Annotated in this window: 19 protein-coding genes; 8 read left to right on the top strand and 11 right to left on the bottom strand. The window is 46.2% G+C overall.

The annotated features are described in order from the left end of the window. Positions 1 to 311: 311 nt before the first annotated feature. From leuD to leuA, 4 genes are all read right to left on the bottom strand, one after another. Complete coding sequence (leuD, locus tag L5M18_RS16955) at positions 312 to 917, bottom strand: 3-isopropylmalate dehydratase small subunit (RefSeq protein WP_113941084.1); 606 nt, start codon at positions 915 to 917, stop codon at positions 312 to 314. A 27-nt stretch (positions 918 to 944) separates the two neighbouring features. Continuing rightward, on the bottom strand, positions 945 to 2,345 hold the full coding sequence (gene leuC / locus L5M18_RS16950; RefSeq protein WP_263197901.1) for a 3-isopropylmalate dehydratase large subunit: 1,401 nt from the start codon (positions 2,343 to 2,345) through the stop codon (positions 945 to 947). Positions 2,346 to 2,368: 23 nt separating this feature from the next. Then, the gene (gene leuB, locus L5M18_RS16945) at positions 2,369 to 3,463 is read right to left on the bottom strand and encodes a 3-isopropylmalate dehydrogenase (protein ID WP_198572574.1); all 1,095 of its coding nucleotides are present in this window, start codon (positions 3,461 to 3,463) and stop codon (positions 2,369 to 2,371) included. A gap of 70 nt (positions 3,464 to 3,533) precedes the next feature. Continuing rightward, the gene (gene leuA, locus L5M18_RS16940; RefSeq protein ID WP_113941087.1) at positions 3,534 to 5,102 is read right to left on the bottom strand and encodes a 2-isopropylmalate synthase; all 1,569 of its coding nucleotides are present in this window, start codon (positions 5,100 to 5,102) and stop codon (positions 3,534 to 3,536) included. A gap of 509 nt (positions 5,103 to 5,611) precedes the next feature. Here leuA and L5M18_RS16935 point away from each other — a divergent pair. Beyond that, positions 5,612 to 7,393: a diguanylate cyclase domain-containing protein gene (locus L5M18_RS16935; RefSeq protein WP_263197882.1), complete on the top strand. Its 1,782-nt coding sequence runs from the start codon at positions 5,612 to 5,614 to the stop codon at positions 7,391 to 7,393. Here the strand turns inward: L5M18_RS16935 and recQ are convergent. Continuing rightward, positions 7,375 to 9,198 (bottom strand): DNA helicase RecQ, encoded by a 1,824-nt coding sequence (gene recQ, locus L5M18_RS16930; protein ID WP_263197879.1) that lies wholly within the window; start codon positions 9,196 to 9,198, stop codon positions 7,375 to 7,377. The genes L5M18_RS16935 and recQ overlap by 19 nt on opposite strands. Before the next feature lie 287 nt (positions 9,199 to 9,485). On the opposite strand from recQ, the gene L5M18_RS16925 reads away from it, so the two are divergent. Then, on the top strand, positions 9,486 to 9,950 hold the full coding sequence (locus L5M18_RS16925; RefSeq protein WP_263197877.1) for a thioesterase family protein: 465 nt from the start codon (positions 9,486 to 9,488) through the stop codon (positions 9,948 to 9,950). 205 nt (positions 9,951 to 10,155) lie between these two features. Further along, positions 10,156 to 11,040 carry an EamA family transporter RarD gene (gene rarD / locus L5M18_RS16920; RefSeq protein ID WP_198572571.1) on the top strand — a complete coding sequence of 295 codons (885 nt, stop codon included), beginning with the start codon at positions 10,156 to 10,158 and terminating at the stop codon, positions 11,038 to 11,040. A gap of 49 nt (positions 11,041 to 11,089) precedes the next feature. On the opposite strand, the gene L5M18_RS16915 is transcribed toward rarD, so the two are convergent. From L5M18_RS16915 to radC, 5 genes are all read right to left on the bottom strand, one after another. Next, positions 11,090 to 11,608, bottom strand: coding sequence for a PH domain-containing protein (locus tag L5M18_RS16915; protein WP_198572570.1), 519 nt, complete (start codon positions 11,606 to 11,608; stop codon positions 11,090 to 11,092). 119 nt (positions 11,609 to 11,727) lie between these two features. Next, positions 11,728 to 13,047, bottom strand: coding sequence for an amino-acid N-acetyltransferase (gene argA / locus L5M18_RS16910; protein WP_105251176.1), 1,320 nt, complete (start codon positions 13,045 to 13,047; stop codon positions 11,728 to 11,730). Between the two features lie 323 nt (positions 13,048 to 13,370). Continuing rightward, a complete protein-coding gene (rpmG, locus tag L5M18_RS16905; RefSeq protein ID WP_006079871.1) occupies positions 13,371 to 13,544 on the bottom strand; it encodes a 50S ribosomal protein L33 in 174 nt (57 codons plus the stop codon). Between the two features lie 6 nt (positions 13,545 to 13,550). Beyond that, positions 13,551 to 13,787 carry a 50S ribosomal protein L28 gene (gene rpmB / locus L5M18_RS16900; protein ID WP_006079870.1) on the bottom strand — a complete coding sequence of 79 codons (237 nt, stop codon included), beginning with the start codon at positions 13,785 to 13,787 and terminating at the stop codon, positions 13,551 to 13,553. A gap of 121 nt (positions 13,788 to 13,908) precedes the next feature. After that, on the bottom strand, positions 13,909 to 14,586 hold the full coding sequence (radC, locus tag L5M18_RS16895) for a RadC family protein (protein WP_113941095.1): 678 nt from the start codon (positions 14,584 to 14,586) through the stop codon (positions 13,909 to 13,911). A gap of 122 nt (positions 14,587 to 14,708) precedes the next feature. Here radC and coaBC point away from each other — a divergent pair, with 122 nt between their 5' ends. The 5 genes from coaBC (at position 14,709) to folE (ending at position 20,057) form a co-directional block, all read left to right on the top strand. Next, entirely contained in the window at positions 14,709 to 15,929 is a 1,221-nt protein-coding gene (coaBC, locus tag L5M18_RS16890) for a bifunctional phosphopantothenoylcysteine decarboxylase/phosphopantothenate--cysteine ligase CoaBC (protein WP_212601190.1), read from the top strand. After that, complete coding sequence (gene dut / locus L5M18_RS16885) at positions 15,926 to 16,384, top strand: dUTP diphosphatase (protein ID WP_105251173.1); 459 nt, start codon at positions 15,926 to 15,928, stop codon at positions 16,382 to 16,384. The genes coaBC and dut overlap by 4 nt, the downstream gene beginning before the upstream one ends. Before the next feature lie 34 nt (positions 16,385 to 16,418). Continuing rightward, on the top strand, positions 16,419 to 17,012 hold the full coding sequence (slmA, locus tag L5M18_RS16880; protein ID WP_113941097.1) for a nucleoid occlusion factor SlmA: 594 nt from the start codon (positions 16,419 to 16,421) through the stop codon (positions 17,010 to 17,012). Between the two features lie 135 nt (positions 17,013 to 17,147). Further along, positions 17,148 to 19,136 (top strand): alpha/beta hydrolase family protein, encoded by a 1,989-nt coding sequence (locus L5M18_RS16875; RefSeq protein ID WP_263197874.1) that lies wholly within the window; start codon positions 17,148 to 17,150, stop codon positions 19,134 to 19,136. A gap of 270 nt (positions 19,137 to 19,406) precedes the next feature. Next, positions 19,407 to 20,057, top strand: coding sequence for a GTP cyclohydrolase I FolE (gene folE / locus L5M18_RS16870; protein WP_006079864.1), 651 nt, complete (start codon positions 19,407 to 19,409; stop codon positions 20,055 to 20,057). Between the two features lie 159 nt (positions 20,058 to 20,216). On the opposite strand, the gene L5M18_RS16865 is transcribed toward folE, so the two are convergent. Beyond that, on the bottom strand, positions 20,217 to 20,449 hold a 233-nt coding region (locus L5M18_RS16865; protein WP_263197872.1), incomplete at its 5' end, for a transposase.

Raw genomic sequence — 20,449 nt, 5'->3', positions numbered from 1 at the left:
CCTTTAAACACTCAAAAATCATTCACGACAGTCGTGAGATTTAAATTAAGAACCCAACAAATACCAATATTAAACAACAAGATAAAAAATTAAAACTTTGGAACACCTGTAAATCATTTAAACTCGACAAATTCAGCATAAATCACTGTGGAGAATAAAATTTTCTAGTATCAAAACGACAATAAAAATTTATGCTTTAAAATACAACTGATTAAATTAAGAGTGTATTGAGATTCAAAACAAAAACGCCTAGGTATTAACCTAGGCGCTTAAATATAGACTCAACACGAGTACAAATGTGCGCTGAAAGTTTAGCGGCGCCAACCTTGGATTTGAGTTTCGTACTGACTGATTTGCACAGCATGGGACAAGGTCAGCCCAATAGCATCTAACCCATTGAGTAACTTATGTCTCGCCGACTCTGCCAGCGTAAAACTAAACTCAGCACCTGACGGTGCAATCACTTTACAGCTTGTGAGATCAACCGTGATTTGCGCGCCTTCTTCTGCCGCCACTTCGTCCATCAACTGACGCACCTGCGCATGGGTTAACGCCACAGGCAATAGGCCGTTATTGATTGAGTTGCCGTAAAAAATGTCGGCAAAACTCGGTGCAATAATGGCGCGCAAACCGAAGTCCGCCAGCGCCCAAGGCGCATGTTCGCGGCTTGAACCACAACCAAAGTTTTCCTGCGACAAAAGAATTGAAGCGCCTTTATAACGAGGCTGGTTCAATGAAAACTCAGGATTGGGCACATCCCCCGCATCATCTAAATAACGCCAATCATGAAATAAGTGCACGCCAAAACCATCGCGCGTCACCTTAGACAAAAACTGTTTAGGAATGATTTGATCAGTATCGATATTGGTGCTGTCGATCATGACCGCAAGCCCGGTATGGGTCGTAAAAGGTTGCATTAACTTCTCCTCTTGGGTTTACGGTAATTAGTAAGGTTTACGAATATCGACAAAATGCCCAGCCACCGCAGCGGCGGCGGCCATCGCCGGGCTCACTAAATGGGTGCGACTGCCACGGCCTTGGCGACCTTCGAAATTACGATTACTGGTCGAGGCACAGCGATCGCCCGCCTCTAATCTGTCATCGTTCATCGCTAAACACATGGAACAACCCGGTAAACGCCACTCAAATCCCGCTTCAATAAAGATTTTATCTAAGCCTTCGGCTTCGGCTTGGGCTTTCACTTGACCAGAACCAGGTACTACAATCGCGGTGACGCCACTCGCGACTTTACGGCCTTTGGCATGTACTGCGGCGCTGCGTAAATCTTCAATCCGCGAGTTAGTACATGAACCGATAAATACTTTGTTGATACTGATGTCTGTCATAGGCGTCCCCGCACTCAGGCCAATGTATTCTAGGGCCTTTTCCATACTAGCTCGGGTACTTGGATTTACTTCATCAATAGGATTTGGCACTTTTCCATCGATCGCTACGACTTGGCCAGGGTTAGTGCCCCAAGTCAATTGCGGCGCAATATCAGCGGCATCTAACTCAACGACAGCATCAAACACGGCGCCATCATCGGCCTTTATGGCTTTCCAGTAAGCGACAGCCTCTGCCCAATCTTCGCCCTTTGGCGCAAATTCGCGGCCTGCTAAATAGTCGAAAGTGGTTTGATCCGGCGCGACCATGCCCGCTTTAGCGCCCATCTCAATTGCCATGTTGCACACTGTCATGCGGCCTTCCATCGACAGGGCTTCAATCGCCTCACCGCAGAACTCCACCACGTAACCCGTGCCACCATCCATGCCGATTTTGCCAATAATAGCGAGTACGATATCTTTGGCGGTCACGCCATCGGTGACATGACCACGCACTTCAATCTTCATGGTCTTAGCTTTTAGCTGACGCAGAGTTTGCGTCGCTAAAACGTGCTCAACTTCAGATGTGCCAATGCCAAACGCCAGCGCCCCAAAGGCGCCATGGGTCGCGGTATGGGAATCACCACAGACAATCACAGTGCCGGGTAAGGTAATCCCTAACTCTGGCCCCATTACATGCACAATCCCTTGATTAGGATGATGAATGTCGTATAAACGCACGCCAAAGTCTTTACAGTTTTGCGCTAGGGTTTCAACCTGAGTGCGTGCCATCGGGCTTAGGGCATCCAAGCTGGCGCTGCGGGTCGAAGTATTATGATCCATAGTGGCAAAGGTTTTTTCCGGTGCACGCAGTTTGCGGCCCGCCACTTTTAAGCCACTAAATGCTTGGGGAGAAGTCACTTCATGGACTAAATGTCTGTCGACATAAATGATCGGCGCTTCACCTTCAGGAGTCGCTACAACGTGGGCATCCCATACTTTTTGATACAGCGTTTTTGCCACCGCGTTTTTTGGCACAGTCGTCATTACACACCTTCCTTTATAGCATTGGCGATAAAGTCACCCATCTCGGCGGTTGATTTAGCTTGGCTACGCTTGTCGCTGCTCAATAGCTCACCGGTTAAGTAGCCAGAATTTAATGCTTTGCTGACGGCACGCTCAATCGCACACGCAGCTTCTTCTTGCTTTAAACTGTGGCGCAGCATTAATGCCGCCGACAGAATTTGGGCGATAGGGTTTGCAATGCCTTTACCCGCGATATCCGGCGCACTGCCACCCGCTGGTTCAAATAAACCAAAGCCAGTGCTGTTCATGCTCGCCGATGACAACAAGCCCATAGAGCCCGTTAACATGGCAATTTCGTCGGATAAAATATCGCCGAACAGGTTAGAACATAGCATCACATCGAACTCATCGGGACGACGTAGCAACTGCATGGTCGCATTATCGATATAGATGTGTTCAAGCTCGACATCGGGGAAATCTACCGCGACTTCTTCAACCACTTGGCGCCATAAGACTGAACAAGCCAGTACGTTGGCTTTATCCACTGAGGTCACTTTTTTACGGCGACCACGGGCGGCTTCAAAGGCGATACGGGCGATACGGCTAATTTCGCGGCGGCTATAACGCATGGTATCGAAGGCTTCTTCATTTTCGCCTTCGCCTTGACGGCCCTTCGGCTTACCAAAATAAATGCCGCCGGTTAACTCGCGCACACATAAAACATCAAAGCCACGGGCGGAAATATCGCTACGCAGCGGTGACATATGTTCTAAGCCATCATGCAATTTAGCTGGGCGCAGATTACAAAACAGTTCGAAGTGACCACGCAGTGGCAATAGCGCGCCGCGCTCAGGTTGCTCATTTGGTGGTAACTTTTCCCACTTAGGGCCGCCTACCGAGCCAAACAGGATCGCATCGGCCGCTTCACAGCCCTTTAGTGTGGCATCGGGTAAGGGACAACCGTGGTTATCGATGGCAATACCGCCAACATCGAATTCAGTGTATTCGATATTCAAATCGAAACGCGCTTCAACCTCACGCAGCACTTTACGCGCCTCTGCCATCACTTCAGGACCGATCCCATCCCCTGCTAATACTGCTATTTGATAACTCATACGCCAGCCAACTCCTTTAAATGTAAATGCTTTATGCTCGACCTTGCTATTCTTTGGATACTTTTAGCGACTAGACGCCGCCTAGCTCTCGATTTTTTTGCATGCTTTGTTTGTAATCGGCAACCTTGTCTGCGCGGCACGTTAAGTTCATCACATGCACTAAAGCGCGTGCCGAGGCTTCAACCACATCGGTTGCCAAACCTACGCCGTGAAAGTTTTGCTCGTGGTAAACCGCGGTAATATCCACTTGGCCTAAGGCATTTTGACCTACGCCTTTAGCGCCTAGCTTGTAGCTGATGATATCGATTCGACGATCGGTTGCGCGAGCAATCGCGTTATAGGCAGCATCAACAGGACCATTACCCGTTGCGGCTTCTGTTTTAATTTCGCCGCCCACTTCGATACGCACAGTCGCCGTAGCTACGCCTTCAGTTGAGTCAGACTGCACCACTAATTGCTGCAATTGATAGTGATTGTCTTCTTCGGCCTGCGCTTCCATAAAGGCTAAGGCTTCTAAATCATAATCAAATACTTGGCCTTTTTTATCTGCCAATTTTAGAAACTCTTCATACAGAGTATCCATATTGTAATCGTGCTCGCTATAGCCCATTTCTTCCATGCGATGCTTGATCACATGGCGACCCGAGCGCGAGGTCATATTCAAGTTGTTGCGATTCAAACCTATGCTTTCTGGCGTCATGATTTCATAGGTATTTTGTGCTTTTAACATGCCATCCTGATGGATGCCCGACGAATGGGTAAAGGCATTCGCACCGACAATCGCTTTGTTCGCCTGCACTGGCATATTGCATAACTGGCTGACTAAATTAGAAGTACGGTGAATTTCTTTGGCATTAATGCCCGTTTCTAGCCCTAACATGCCCTTACGCGTCGCTAAAATCATAGCGATCTCTTCAAGTGAACAGTTACCCGCACGCTCACCTATGCCATTGATCGTACATTCAATTTGACGTGCACCGTGCTGTACAGCGGTAATCGAGTTAGCCACAGATAAACCTAAGTCATCATGGCAATGCACTGAGATCACCGCTTGGTCGATATTCGGCACCCGATTAAACAAAGTCTGAATGATATTGCCAAACTCGCTGGGCACTGTGTAACCGACCGTATCGGGAATATTAATGGTGCGCGCCCCCGCACGAATGGCGGCTTCTACCATACGACATAGATTATCGATGGGCGTACGCCCCGCATCCTCACAGGAAAATTCCACATCGTCGGTAAAACGGCGGGCATACTTCACCGCGCCCACCGCCATCTCTAACACTTGATCGAAAGAACGCTTCAACTTGCTCTCAACGTGAATAGTCGAGGTCGAGATAAAAGTATGGATACGGAATTGATCTGCAACTGACAAGGCCTGCGCCGCTGCATCTATGTCCTTTTCCAATGCACGGGATAAGGCACAAACGCGGCTATTTTTGATGGTACGCGCTATGGTCTGCACTGACTCAAAATCACCGGGTGAAGAAACCGGAAAACCCACTTCCATCACATCCACACCGAGACGTTCCAGCGCCATAGCGATCTGTAGTTTTTCTTTGACCGACAAACTTGCGGCTAATGCCTGCTCACCATCACGCAAGGTAGTATCAAATATTATGACTCTGTTAGACATCTCGCTTCTCCATGGAACGTCACCGTTCGTTAGTTAATTTTTGCCGTATTCAGATACAAAAAACCCCGCAACATCGGTGCGGGGTTTGTGAATGCTTTGCCTCTTTATCGAGCGTGCAACACTAAGACCTCCGCGTATAAACCGCGAGAGAGAGAAGGAGGAGGTCGAGTTTGCGGCTAATAATATTCATTTAATCTGTATATTTATTCTGTTTGAATTATTGAGGACGGTTAATATTTAACTTGCCTAGCCGATAGTGTCAACCCTAATTTTTTCATGTTCCACTCATTCAACCTGTCTTAAGGCTAATAACGGTGAGTTTCATCCCCAAATTAGTGATCGATTCCACAGAATTAACCGGCTGTTTGGATTCAGAAATCACTGGGATGTGTTAACTTATTCCCCTTAGAAAAAAATAGTTTTTTATGCAAAAAACGATTAAGAAAAGTTATAATCCCGCCTTAGTGATTAGGGATATTAGAACTTACGCATTTTATATGGAGCACAAAATGGATTTTCGCGTCTTGGTACTGAGCCTGTTGTTATGGCTGTTTCCCTTTGGGGCCAGTGCTATAGACCAATTAGATGAACTCACTGAATTCGTCTACCAATATCCCAGTAAAGCACTCACTCAAATAACAGCGTTAGAAAAACAATTTGCGACCAGTGCAAGCTCAGATATCAATCGACTCAGATTAAGTGTATTGAAATGCCAAAACCTACTACAAATAGGGGAAAATGAAGCCGCTATCAACGTTGCTCAATTAGGCGAAGCAAACGCTAAACAACTTAAGCTAGATCAAGTACGACCTTACTTTTTGATTTGCCAAGCCGACGCCAACCTTAGCTATAACAATATTCAAAATGCCCTACCTTTGCTTGATTCAGCCATTAACCTAGCGCGACGTTACCAGCAACCACAAGCCTTAGTCGATGCCTTACGCTTACGTGGCCAACTCGATACTGACACTGATAACTTCTCCTCTGCTATCGAAGATTTACGCCTCGCGATTGATATTTATCCGGATATTCATACTCAAAACCAAAATTGGATTTGGCCACCACAGGCCTATGTGTATGCCGCGATGGGAAATTTACTTTATGCCACCCATGATTTCCCCCAAGCCATGTATTACACCAACTTAGGTATACAAAGTGCCGATGCAAAAGGGAAGGTTTTACACTTTATTTTACGCAATGCAGCTCGGATAGCGCTTGATAATCAAGAGTTTGATTACAGTGATAAACTCGAACAACAAGCTAAAGCGCTTTTACCTGAGCTCGGTTCGCCACTTGAACTCGCCTACAGTTATGCCATTTTGGCCTCAATCGCGCTCGATAAAGGCCGCATCGATAATGCCGAAGAATATCTTTCTATCGCGATTAATACGTTTAAAAAACAAAATCAACAATTAGCGACAATGCGTTCAACTCGCCTACTCGCCCAAATTCGTTTTGCTCAGCATCAAGAAGATGCCGCTTTAATCCTCATGAATCACGCAATTGAGCAAGCTGAAAATCTAAAACAGTATTCTGATCTCAAAGGATTTTACGGGATCATGAGCGATCACTACTTAGAAAAAGGGGATTTTAAACAGGCCTATTCTTTCTTACTCAAACGTTATCGAGCGGCCGAGCTCACCAATCAAGCGATGAATAATGCTCGGATATTGCAGTTTAAGGCACGTCTAAATCAACAAGATCTGCAGCAGGAGCCAAATAGCACTGCACCAGAAAAAGATTCAATCTTACAAGAGCTAAATGTCGATTGGGCCTATAGCACACTGTTCTTAATCGCGATGGCATTATTGGGCGGAGCGATTTGGTATTTGATTGATAAACAGAATAATCGTGCCCCACATATTGAAGGTAATGAACCTGCGGAAACGCTGCTCCAACAAGTCACATCAGCATTAAACAGTGCCAAACAAGGTAATTACCCACTGTCTTTATTATTGTTTAATGCGAGTCAGATCCGTCAAGTTGACCTACCTATCTTACAGGATGAGCTACAACACAGACTACGGGAGCAAGATAAGTTAATCCGATATTCGATGGATGAAATTGTCATTATCCTGCCGCATACCTCGGCAACTGGTGCTAAAAGAGTCGTTAGTCAGTTAGTTGCTTGCATTCAGCCTTGGCAGGGTTCAAGTAAGGTCAATATTGGTATAGCGGCGATGCAACAGTTTGATACCTTAGAGTCTTTAATTAAGAGAGCCAGTATCAATCAATTGGGCAAGGTTAAAATCAATGAAAATAATCCAAACTATTATTCTCCCGCTAAATAAGCCGCGATTTCATCGAGAAAAGCGTCACCGAAACGGCTCAGTTTACGCTCGCCCACTCCGTTGACTACGAGCATTTCCCCCGCGCTCGTTGGCATCATGGCTGCCATTTCTGCGAGGGTAGCGTCGTTAAAGACTAAATACGGCGGCACATCCTGCTGCTCGGCAATGGTTCTACGCAATAACTTCAACCGTGCGAACAACTTACGGTCATAATTCAACGGTGCTTTAGACTGACTCGCCTTACGTTTTGTGGTCGTTAACTGAATACGCGGTTCGGCGAGCATTAACGCTACGTCACCTTTGAGCACAGGCCGTGCTGATGGGTTTAGGGTAATAGATGAACCGCGAGTCACATCTTGACTCGCCAGTCCCAAATGAATGAGTTGGCGGATCACACTCAACCAATATTCATGGCTCTTGTCTTTACCAATCCCCCAAGTCGTGAGTTTGTCATGCCCTCGTTCGACTATCGGTGCGCCTTTCGAACCGCGCAACACTTCAATTAAATGATTGATACCAAAACGCTGGCCTAAACGGAAAATACATGACAACACCTTCTGTGCATCTTCGGTGCCGTTATAACGCTTAGGCGGGTCGAGGCAAATGTCGCAGTTACCACAGGGCTCTAATGCACTCTCATCAAAGTAATGCAGCAACACTTGGCGGCGACAGGTCTGCGCCTCAGCAAAGGCAGCCATAGTATTAAGTTTGTGGAATTCGACCTGTTGCTGCGGCCCTGGCTCGGACTGTTCAATCAAATGTCGCACCCGACCAATATCGGCGGGATCGAACAACATAAAAGCTTCTGCATCGAGCCCATCACGTCCTGCTCGGCCCGTTTCCTGATAATAGGCTTCGATACTTTTTGGGATATCGTAATGCACCACAAAACGCACATTCGACTTATTAATACCCATACCGAAAGCCACAGTGGCAACCACAATATCGATTTGGTCTTTAAGGAAACTATCCTGTACTGCACCACGGTCTTCCTGCGTCATTCCCGCATGATAGGCCTTGGCATTAAAACCTTGCAGGCATAAACGGTCAGCCACTTCATCGACACGGCGACGGCTGCTACAATAAATAATGCCGTTAGTGCCATTCTGCTGCGTTAAAAAATGTCGTAACTGATTAGCTGCATTAAGCTTTTCAGCGACTGTATAGCGAATATTGGGCCGATCGAAACTTGAAAGTAAACGGAACGGGTCAATACCGAGCCGCTCACAAATACTCTGCCGAGTCGCCTGATCTGCTGTTGCGGTCAGCGCCATCATGGGCACATAGGGAAAGAGTTGCTTTAACTGGCCGAGCGCCGCATATTCAGGGCGAAAATCATGGCCCCACTGACTGATACAATGCGCCTCATCGATGGCAAACATCGCCAGCTGGAGAGACTGCATACGCTCAATAAAATCAGCGGTTAATAAACGCTCAGGTGACACATAAAGTAACTTTAACTCACCGTGGCGTAGCTGCCTTAATACTTCGGCACTCTGCTCGCGCGGCAAAGAAGAATTCAGATAAGCCGCAGCAACACCGGTTTGCAATAAGCTATCGACTTGATCTTTCATCAAAGAAATCAATGGGGAGACGACAATAGTGATGCCATTCATCATCAAGGCGGGTAACTGATAGCACAGACTCTTACCGCCGCCAGTCGGCATGATCACTAAGCAATCTTGCCCGCCGCAGACACGTTCTATCACCTCCCGCTGACCGTCCCTAAAGTCACGGTAACCAAACACCTGCGCGAGGCGTTGCGAGAGCGGATCATCATGCGTGTCGAGTACGAGCTTTTCCATGGATCTTCTATGTCAAAAGTGAGGGGGCCTATTCTAAAGGACTGAACCGCTCCTGTCTTGCGCCATCTTGTCGTAAACCCATTCTGGATAAATGTCATCGACTAAGATCGCCCTCCCTCAACTAACCATAATGCCCATAGCCAATTTATCTTCAATCTGGCTTAAGTTGCATTCTGCGCACGCTTCACTGTAGATTAATTGCTCTAAGCCGCACTTTGTTAATCTAAGTGTTGATAACAAATCCAATTACGCCTAATACCGTCACTCAGTGACAAGGATGAGAAACCATGACAAACCCAATCCAAGCCGAAGCTTTGAGAAGAGTCGCAGCAGTATTTGATCAACATGTCCCTTTCCATAATCTACTCGGACTCGATATCAAACGTTACGATGTCGACGGTGTCGAAGTGGTCATCAATATGAAACCAGAACTTATTGGCAATATCCATCAACAGATCCTCCACGGCGGTGTCACAGCTACAGTACTGGATGTGGTCGGCGGACTTACCGCATTTGCAGGACTGGTCGCAAGCCGTGAAGATTGGACGATTGAAGAATTACAACAACGCCTCCAAACTTTAGGGACGATTGATATGCGCGTCGATTATCTTAGACCTGGCCGTGGCCTCACCTTTACGGGGACGGGCAGCGTCATTCGTGCGGGTAATCGAGTTTCAGTATGCCGCATGGAACTACATAATGAGCAAGGCACGCATATCGCCTTTGGAACAGGGACTTATATGGTGGGTTAGGCGATTAAATTTAGATGTGTATTACTGCCTTAGGGCTCAAAACTGACTAAGGTAAACGTCTTGATTAACAGGATGTTTACTGACTTTAATCGCCCATTCAATTTTTTGTGGAGATATTCTGTAACGAAAAGAACGCGGCGAATCCCTTGAGTCAGCGGTCAGACACACCTACAATCGCCACCTTGTTGTTCTTCGAAGATGTCTCATGCCAAATCTTGAATACCGCAAAGGGATCCTACTTGCCGTCAGTGCTTACTGTATGTGGGGTTTTGCGCCTTTATATTTCAAATTACTCAACCATGTTTCCGCCACCGAAATTTTGCTCCATCGAGTGATTTGGTCATTCGTGTTTATGCTGATCATTATGCAGTTTATCGGCGGTTTTTCTCGCTTACGCTTACTGTTTAAACAGCCTAAACAGTTGATGGTTCTCACCATTACTTCCATATTGATCGCGGGAAACTGGCTACTATTTATCTGGGCGGTAAATAACGATCACATGCTCGATGCCAGCCTAGGTTACTTCATCAATCCTTTACTCAACGTCTTACTCGGTATGTTATTTCTAGGCGAAAGATTGCGTAAACTGCAATGGTTTGCGGTTTCACTCGCCAGCGCTGGCGTATTGATCCAGTTAATCTCTTTTGGCTCAATTCCCATCGTCTCACTGGCACTCGCGGGTACCTTTGGTTTCTATGCGCTGCTGCGAAAAAAGGTCAATGTGGATGCTAAGGCCGGCTTATTGGTCGAAACCGCAGTGTTATTACCGGTAGCGCTGATTTATCTCGTCGCAACCTTAGACACAGCCACGGCGAGCATGCTAACTAACGATTGGCAATTGAATCTGATGTTAATGGCGGCAGGGATAGTGACTACCATTCCTTTGCTGTGTTTTGCAGGGGCAGCGGTACGTATTCCATTGTCTATGCTCGGCTTTTTCCAATATATTGGTCCGAGTATTATGTTCATCCTCGCGGTGAGTCTGTTCAATGAGCCCTTCGATGCCGAAAAAGGCGTGACCTTCGGCTTTATCTGGAGCGCGCTGCTCGTCTTTACCTTAGATATGGCCTATAAACGCAAAACGGCGTGAGCATTATCACGCCGATAAACACAGTGGCAGAAGTGATGACATATGATGATTACTTCTGTAACTGTGCTAAAAACTCACTCCCTTGCGGTACTGTTAGTAATAAACTGTAGCCTTTAGTCGTTGGCACTAACACTAACTGCGATTTATCTGTTATCGCCAAAAATGCCCTGCCTTTCCCCTGCAACTTAAACCAGCCTAATTGAAACCCTGGCATGCCTATGCCGTTCGTTTTAAAGCTCGGCGCTAAATCTGCCTCTTGCTGCAAATCGACTATGCGCGCCTCGGCAGGCAATAAATCCACGCGAGATAACTGCACTTTATAGAAGGGAACATCCACTGTGAGCTCTGTATCGGTTAACACTAATTCGGCGCTATTCGATTGATAGAAGACCCAAGAAAATCCGCCCATCACCACCAGCAATATACCTAAACTCGCCGACTTCGCTATCTTAGGCATATTTTTTAGCCATAACATCAGCAAGATACCCGCTAAACCGAGCAATAAGACGATAAAACTGAAGATAGAGGTTTGGGTTAAAGGGGCGAGTTCAAAAAATTGAGGACTCATTGGCAGTATCTCCCATGCAGTGAAGTCTTAATCTGCCAATAAAGACATATTATGTCAATAAAAATGCCAGCGCTAATATGAGTACTAGGCTGGCATTGATTGGATTGATTTAGAACGGCTTAAAGATCGAGCGCGAGAATTTTTGAGCGGCGTTGATAGTTATACAACTGCTTTTTCTTCTGTGGCAGTGCTTCAACATCTTCAATCACAAAACCATGCTCTAAGAACCAGTGAATGCTCCGAGTTGTCAGCGCAAACAAGCGTGAATAACCGCGGTTTCTAGCCTGATTGATAATGTTCTTCAGCAGTAAGCTCCCTCTATCGGCATCGCGATAATCAGGATGCACCACCAAACAAGCAAACTCACCCGCATTGTCCTCTTCAAAAGGATAGAGCGCAGCGCAACCAATCACTAAACCGTCGCGCTCAATCAACATGAACTGTTCGATTTCAATCTCAAGCTGCTCACGACTACGACGCACCAGAATGCCTTGTTCCTCCAATGGACGGATAAGGTTCAACACACCGCCAATATCGGCGATCGACGCACAGCGTAAACGCTCAGCACTCTCAGTGACGATTTGTGTACCAATCCCTTCGCGGGAAAACAGCTCTTGTAGTAAAGCACCATCTTCAAGGTAGCTAACTAAATGACAACGTGGCACACCATTGCGGCAAGCATCGATACTGGCTTTGAGAAACGCCATAGTGCCAACACAAGCAGACCCTTGCTCGGCCAGCTTGTTCATGATGTTTTGCGCATCATTTGGCATCAACTCGGCAATTACATCGCCATTACGATCGAGAATACCGTTCTGTGAGCTAAAGCCGATCATCTTGTCTGCTTTAAGCTTAATTGCCACTTGAGTCGCGATTTCCTCAGCGGTGAGATTAAAGCTTTCACCAGTAACCGAAGCCGCAATCGGCCCCATCAACACGATGCAGTGATTATCTAGCTGACGTTTTAAGCCTTGCACATCAATACGACGCACTTTGCCACTCAGACAAAAGTCCACACCATTATCCACACCCAGTGGTTGAGCAATCACAAAGTTGCCGCTCACTAAGTTAATTTGCGCACCTTGCATCGGCGTATTACTTAAACTCATGGATAAACGCGCTGTGATATCAAATTGCAGTGCCCCCGCAACTTGCTTAATCACTTTGAGCGAATCTTCATCCGTGATACGCACACCGTCGTGGTAGGCAGGCGCAATACCGTTGGCGGCTAATGCAGCATCAATCTGCGGCCTAGCGCCATATACCAACACCACTTTGATCCCTAAACTGTGCAGCAGGGCGACATCATTTAAGATGGCGCGGAATTGATTTTGAGCCAAAGCTTCACCACCCAGCATGACCACAAAAGTTTTACCTCTGTGAGCATTAACATAGGGGGCAGAATGACGAAATCCATCAACCAGTTCAGTGGTACGCACGCGTTATTTACACCTCATTTTTGAGCTGGCAGCGTCACTATGACACACCAGGAATGAATCGCTAACTTTCGCGTATGGTATTGCATTTTAATTCACATATAAAGAATTTATTCTCACTAAAGTGCAGATTTGATGATTTAAAGTGCTTAGAACCGCACTATTTTATATTTTCAGTAAGTGTTCACACTTTTTTAACTTCACAGGGGATGATTCAGCGGCATCAGTTTGCGAGGCAATTATCTCAACTTGATGACTAGCCACTAAAAAAAGTGCAAAAAAAAGCCCCTTAAATAAGGGGCTTTTCTCGAAACACTAACCAAGGATTACTTGATTTTGGCTTCTTTGTAGATAACGTGCTGACGAATAACTGGATCAAATTTTTTGATTTCCATTTTTTCAGGCATGTTACGCTTGTTTTTTTCAGTTGTGTAGAAGTGACCAGTCTTAGCTGTAGAAACTAATTTGATCTTCTCACGATTACCTTTAGCTTTAGCCATGATCTATTATACCTTCTCGCCACGGGCACGAAGTTCAGCAACAACAACTTCGATACCTTTTTTGTCGATCAGACGGATACCTTTAGTAGATACACGTAACTGTACGAAACGCTTTTCTTCTTCTAACCAAAAACGGTGGTTTTGTAGGTTAGGTAAAAAACGACGACGGGTCGCGTTTTTTGCATGCGAACGGTTGTTACCAACCATCGGCTTCTTGCCAGTAACTTGGCATACTCTTGACATGTCAATCTTCTCCAAAAACAATTTTAACGCTCGAGCATTAATGTGCCTCGTATGGCCGTCGCCCGAGGCACAAAGAGGGCGCATTTTATACACGATCACAGAGTGAAGATCAAGTGTTAGATTAATTAATCCAGCCTCGTTCTGCAAAAGAAACTATCTCTCGATCACCTACAACCATATGGTCCAACAAGGATACGTCTATGGTTGCTAACGCATTTTTTAATCGCTCAGTTATTCGTCGGTCAGCCTGACTGGGCTCGGCAATACCAGACGGATGATTATGACAAACTATAACTGCTGCGGCCTTTTTCTCCAGCACTAAGCTCACCACTTCACGTGGATACACTGAGGCTGAGTCTATTGTGCCGCGGAATAATTCGACAAATTGAATCACTCTATGCTGGCTATCCAGCAGTAAAACTGCGAACACTTCATAGGAGCGATCGGCCAATTGTCGCATTAAATAGTCCCGAGTTAAATCGGGATTTGTCAAAACCTGACCTCTTTGCAGATTTTCCTGCGCTACACGCCGCGCTAATTCGGCCGCAGCTTGAAGCTGGGCGTATTTTACAGGTCCTACGCCCGGAAGTCGACACACCTGATTTCTTGGGGCACAGAGCAGGTTTCTGAGGCCGCCAAACTCGCAAATAAGCGACCTAGCAAGGTCAACCGCGTTTAATCCAGCTAAACCGTTACGCAGCAATACTGCCAGTAATTCAGCATCCGAGAGATGCGCAGCTCCTTTTTGTAACAGTTTATCTCTGGGACCTTCGCCCTCAGGCCAATCTTTAATCCCCATGTGACCTCCCTGTCATCTCACATATTTTCACTTTACTGAGTATGGACGAGATTTTTTGAACTGGGATAGTCACTAAAATTCACCACTTTGTGATATTGTTGCCGGCATTATTTCTATCTCGGATGATGTCTGTGAGTCTGACAAATAAAAACGTCCTGCTGGGCATTGGCGGCGGTATTGCGGCCTATAAAAGTGCTGATTTAGTACGTCGCTTGAAAGAGCGTGGTTTTGATGTGCGCGTGGTGATGAGCCAAAGTGCGATGGAATTTATCACGCCTCTGACGCTGCAAGCGTTGTCTGGACATCCAGTGGCATCTAGCTTGCTCGACCCCGCAGCAGAAGCAGCCATGGGTCATATAGAACTCGCTCGTTGGGCAGATCTCGTCATCATCGCCCCTGCAACCGCAAACCTATTGGCGCGGATTAATGCAGGCATGGCCGATGAGCTAATCACCACCACATGTCTTGCCACTGAGGCGCCAATTGCCCTGTGTCCAGCAATGAATCAGCAGATGTACCGCAATCTGGCTACGCAGGCGAATTTAACTAGCCTAGCATCACGTGGTTTTACACTTTGGGGACCCGCCAGTGGCAGTCAGGCCTGTGGTGAAGTGGGTCCTGGACGCATGCTCGAACCGCTAGAAATTGCCGAGCTAGCCAGTGATTTTTTTGCAACAAAAGAAGTCTCTGCGCTGCCTCTTGCTGGCCAGTCGGTGCTGATTACCGCCGGACCAACCCGTGAAGCAATTGATCCCGTCAGATACATTTCAAATCACAGTTCTGGAAAAATGGGCTTTGCACTAGCCAAAGCCGCGGCAGATATGGGGGCAACAGTCACCTTAGTCTCAGGCCCAGTAAATCTAAGCACCCCAGAAGGCGTGACACGCATTGATGTTGAATCGGCGCAAAATATGCTCGATGCTGTTATGGATAACGTTGATAAAAAAGATATTTTTATTGGCTGCGCCGCCGTTGCAGACTACCGCATTAGCGATATTGCTACCTGTAAGATCAAAAAATCGACCGAAGAAATGCAACTTGCGCTGGTGAGGAATCCTGATATCTTAGCCACGGTTGCGAGCTTACCTAACCGTCCTTTTGTGGTGGGATTTGCCGCCGAAACCCATGATGTAGAAGCCTATGCGCGCGATAAGCTCAAACGTAAAAACTTGAACATGATCGCCGCAAACGACGTTTCCATTGCTGGCCTAGGCTTTAATGCCGATGCTAATGCCCTGCGTGTTTTCTGGCCGCACGGCAGTCAAGATTTGCCTGCTACTGACAAACTCACGTTGGCACGCCAATTACTTTCGTTGATAGTGAAAGAAAAAACAAATACATGAAAACACCGATTGAATTAAAAATTCTCGACTCCCGTATCGGCTCAGAATTTCCCTTGCCCGCTTACGCCACCGCAGGCAGTGCAGGCATGGATCTTCGCGCCATGATAGACACGGCTTTAACCATAGCACCGGGTGAAACTGTGCTCATCCCCACGGGGATTGCCATTCATGTGGCCGACCCAGGACTTGCAGCGGTGATTTTACCGCGCTCAGGCCTGGGCCATAAACACGGTATTGTACTGGGGAATCTAGTCGGACTCATAGATTCAGATTACCAAGGCCCCTTAATGGTATCTTGTTGGAATCGTGGTGACAGTCCATTCACCTTAGAAATGGGCGATCGTCTCGCGCAACTGGTGTTTGTTCCTGTGGTACAAGCACAATTCAAACTCGTTGATGAGTTCGACAGCTCAGACCGTGGTGAAGGCGGATTTGGCCATTCAGGCACTAAATAATCCCCTAAGTCGTTATTGAGCCAAGGATACTGCAATGGCTGTAAGCCCAAAAATTAATCGTCGTGAACACATTCTGCAATGTCTAGCGCAGATGCTAGAAACCAACCCAGGACAAAGGATCACCACAGCGAAACTGGCCTCAGAAGTCGGTGTATCGGAAGCCGCACTGTATCGCCACTTCCCGAGTAAAGCGCGGATGTTCGAAGGCCTAATCGAATTTATCGAAGAGTCGTTATTGTCGCGCATCAATTTAATCATGGATGACGAAAAAGACACCATGAAGCGCTGCCAGTTGGTACTGCAACTGCTGCTGATCTTTGCAGAACGTAACCCAGGAATTTCCCGCGTTCTCAACGGTGATGCTCTACTCGGTGAAAATGAACGCCTGCGAAGCCGTATTGGTAACTTATTTGCCAAAATTGAAACCCAGTTAAAGCAAATTTTACGGGAAAAAACCCTACGAGAAGGTAAAGGCTTCAACTTAGACGAAGCCATATTAGCCAATTTACTGTTAGCCTTTGCCGAAGGCCGCATCGCCCAATTTGTACGAAGTGAATTCAAACTCAAACCGACGACACACTTCGATGAACAGTGGCGTTTTATCCAGCACCAACTTTTACAAAGCTAATGATTTTTCAACATAAAGGACGGTAACTATCGTCCTTTATTTTCGATATTCCTTCCTTGTTTCGCCCCATCTTTTGTTTTATCCTCGAAAAACATTTTAAGAACAAAAAACACAATGATTTTACAAGGATGTCAGATGAAACTCTTCCGATTAGCCATGTTGGCGACACTTTGCTTACCAATACTTCCAATATCCACCTTTGCAGCCAATAGCTCCAACGCGAATGCGTTATCGCAAGCACAGTTATTCAGCAAAGGTGATGAGTACTCGGATGTAAAAATATCGCCTACTGGTAAATATTTAAGCGCTATCACAAGTGTCGAAGGTAAAAACGTTCTCTTAGTCTTAGATACCCAAACCAAAAAACTCCTCAATGCGATACGTTTTCCCGATAATGCTCAAGTCGGCGACTATGAATGGGCCAACAGTGAGCGACTGGTACTGGCAAAAGAATACCTAAAAGGCTGGCAAGACACACCTATCTACTACGGTGAATTGATGGCGGTAAATGCCGATGGTTCACGAAAAGCGTATTTATTCGGCTTCGAGAGTGGCGAGCAACAAACAGGTTCAAATATCAAGAAAAACACCCCTATGCGTGCGAGCGCGTTTATCCTCGATCCTCTGCCAGATGATGAACGCTACATGTTAGTCAATGCTATTCCATGGAATGATAGGATCAATCTTGACTTTGAACTATCACAAGATGTCTATCGCGTAGACTTGTTCAATGGCACACGTAAACGCATCACAGGCTCACCTATCGGCAGAGCCCGTTTTATGACAGACCATGATGGAGAGGTTCGCTTCGTTGCAGGTGAAGACAAACAAAACATCACTAAAGTCTTCTACCGCAAAGATGGTAACTGGGTAAATACAGATAAACTAAATCTAGGTCTTGCTGATTTTAAACCACTCTCCTTTGCCGATGATAAAAATACGATTTATGCCGCCGGTCGCTCCCAAGGTGAAACCTTAGGGGTTTACAAAATTAATCTCGAAACGGGCGATAAAACTGAAATCATTCAGGATGAAAACGTTGACCCTAGCAACTTTTGGATTAACGGCACCAATAAACAACTTTACGCCGTCGAGTTTGAAAATGGTTACCCAAGTTATGCCTTTGTCGATAATGAGGATTCGCACGCTAAATTACTAAAAGATCTGCTTGGTGCTCTCCCCGGCCATCAAGTACGAATTGTTAGCGAAACCCGAGATGCAGAAAAACTCGTTGTACTTGCGTTTAACGATCGAAACCCTGGCGATTACTACATATTTGATACGAAAACACTAAAACTTGAATATCTAGCCGCCGCTAAAAAATGGCTCGACCCAGAGCAAATGGCTGATGTTAAACCCATCAGTTTCACCAGCCGTGATGGTAAACAACTCCATGGGTATCTAACGCTCCCCTTTGGTAAAGAAGCTAAAAACCTACCCTTAGTCGTCAATCCACACGGTGGTCCACACGGTATCCGTGACTGGTGGGGCTTTGACCCACAAAACCAATATCTAGCAAGCCAAGGCATAGCCGTTCTACAGGTCAACTTCCGTGGTTCAGGCGGATATGGCGATCAATTTGAACGCGCTGGCTATCAAAAATGGGGCTCAGATATTCAGCACGACATTATCGACGCAACCCAGTACGTTATTGACCAAGGTTTTGCCGATAAGGAACGCATCTGTATTGTTGGCGGCAGTTTTGGTGGGTACAGCGCCTTGCAGAGCGCTGTGCTTGCGCCAGATATGTTTAAATGCGCCATAGGTGTAGCTGGCGTATATGATCTTGAATTGATGTTTAATGAAGGCGATGTCGCCAACAGCCGTTCTGGTACTAGCTATCTCAAGGATGTGCTTGGCCAAGATAAAGCGGTACTTAAAGCAATGTCTCCTTCTGAAAACGTCGATAAACTCAAAGCAAACATACTATTGGTGCATGGTGGTGAAGATGAGCGAGCGCCAATTGAACAACTCGAATCCCTCGAAAAAGGCCTAAAAGCTCACAATTATCCTTACCAAAAACTGGTGATGGACAATGAAGGCCACGGTTTTTATAACGATGAGCATAGAGCGAAATACTATGAACAAATGCTCAGTTTCCTAAAAACCAATCTGAAACTTTAGAATTGACTCAAACTTGCCGACACTGCTAGGCTAAACTCGATTAGCAGTGGCAGATTTAAAGCCGATATCCGATAAGGACTATCGGCTTTTTCATGTGGCCTATGCGCGTTTTTCGGTATGAATTGTCTGCAATTCGCGCTATCCTCCTCCCCCTATTCTTGCCCTAGCGAGAATAGCAATAATTTGTATCTGATGCTGAACAGCCCAAGTACCACGCGATGATCAGCATAGGTTTTCTGTTATAGCCGCTACGACGTAGTGGAGGATAAGATGGCATTAAGTGAAGCAGCAGTAAAAGTACAAGCCGCGTTATTAGAACGTGGACTTGAAACCCCAATGCTCCCAAGCGTTTACAGCAGTGAAGAACGTAAAGACAAGATTGAACATCATATGAAAGAAATCCTGACATTAATGTCATTGGATCTGTCAGATGATAGCCTTGCCGATACGCCGCGCCGCATTGCTAAAATGTACGTCGATGAAATCTTCTCCGGCTTAGATTATGCGAACTTCCCTAAGATCACGGTTATCGACAATAAGATGGGCTTCGATGAAATGGTGCGAGTGCAAGACATTAGCCTTACCAGCACCTGCGAACATCATTTAGTGACTATCGATGGCACTGCGACCATAGCTTATCTACCACGCAAAAAAATCATTGGTTTATCAAAGATTAACCGTATTGTGCGTTTCTTTGCCCAACGTCCACAAGTGCAAGAGCGTTTGACTCAGCAAGTGTTAGTCGCGCTACAAACCTTGCTCGAAACCAAAGACGTTGCCGTTAAAATGGATGCCGTGCATTACTGCGTAAAATCCCGTGGCGTGATGGACTCCACCAGTTCGACCACTACCACAGCGCTGGGCGGTATTTTCAAATCTAACCCTGCGACCCGCGCCGAATTTTTGCACCAGTCTAAATAAATGTATTGAAACTTAACGCTATTTAAAACGTGTCGAAATCAATAGCAACCAATACAGCTCAATAAAAAACGCTGCGATTCCTTCTATAGAATCGCAGCGTTTTTTGCTTTCATATCCACTCAATCAAGCCCTTCTCAACCTAGCTAACCTGAGATCGGTTTAACAAGCCATAACTGTAATAGCATTAAACTCTGCGTTAGTGAGGTTCAGTTGTGGCTTATTGTCTTTCAATTGATAGGCGATGAGTCCGGCAATCATATTTAGCATAAAACCATGCACGCTGCGGTGTCTAGAGTGTTCTATTTGAGAGATATTTTTTAACTGGTCGTTGATGGTTTCTATGATGAAACGTCTCGACAGCATCGCTCTATCCCACAACAACATTGCCTTCG

It is taken from the genome of Shewanella sp. SM20 (assembly GCF_025654545.1).
Taxonomy (GTDB): Bacteria; Pseudomonadota; Gammaproteobacteria; order Enterobacterales; family Shewanellaceae; genus Shewanella; species Shewanella oncorhynchi.
The sequence above is the reverse complement of the archived record's forward strand: the minus strand, read 5'-3'. Positions and strand labels throughout refer to the sequence as shown.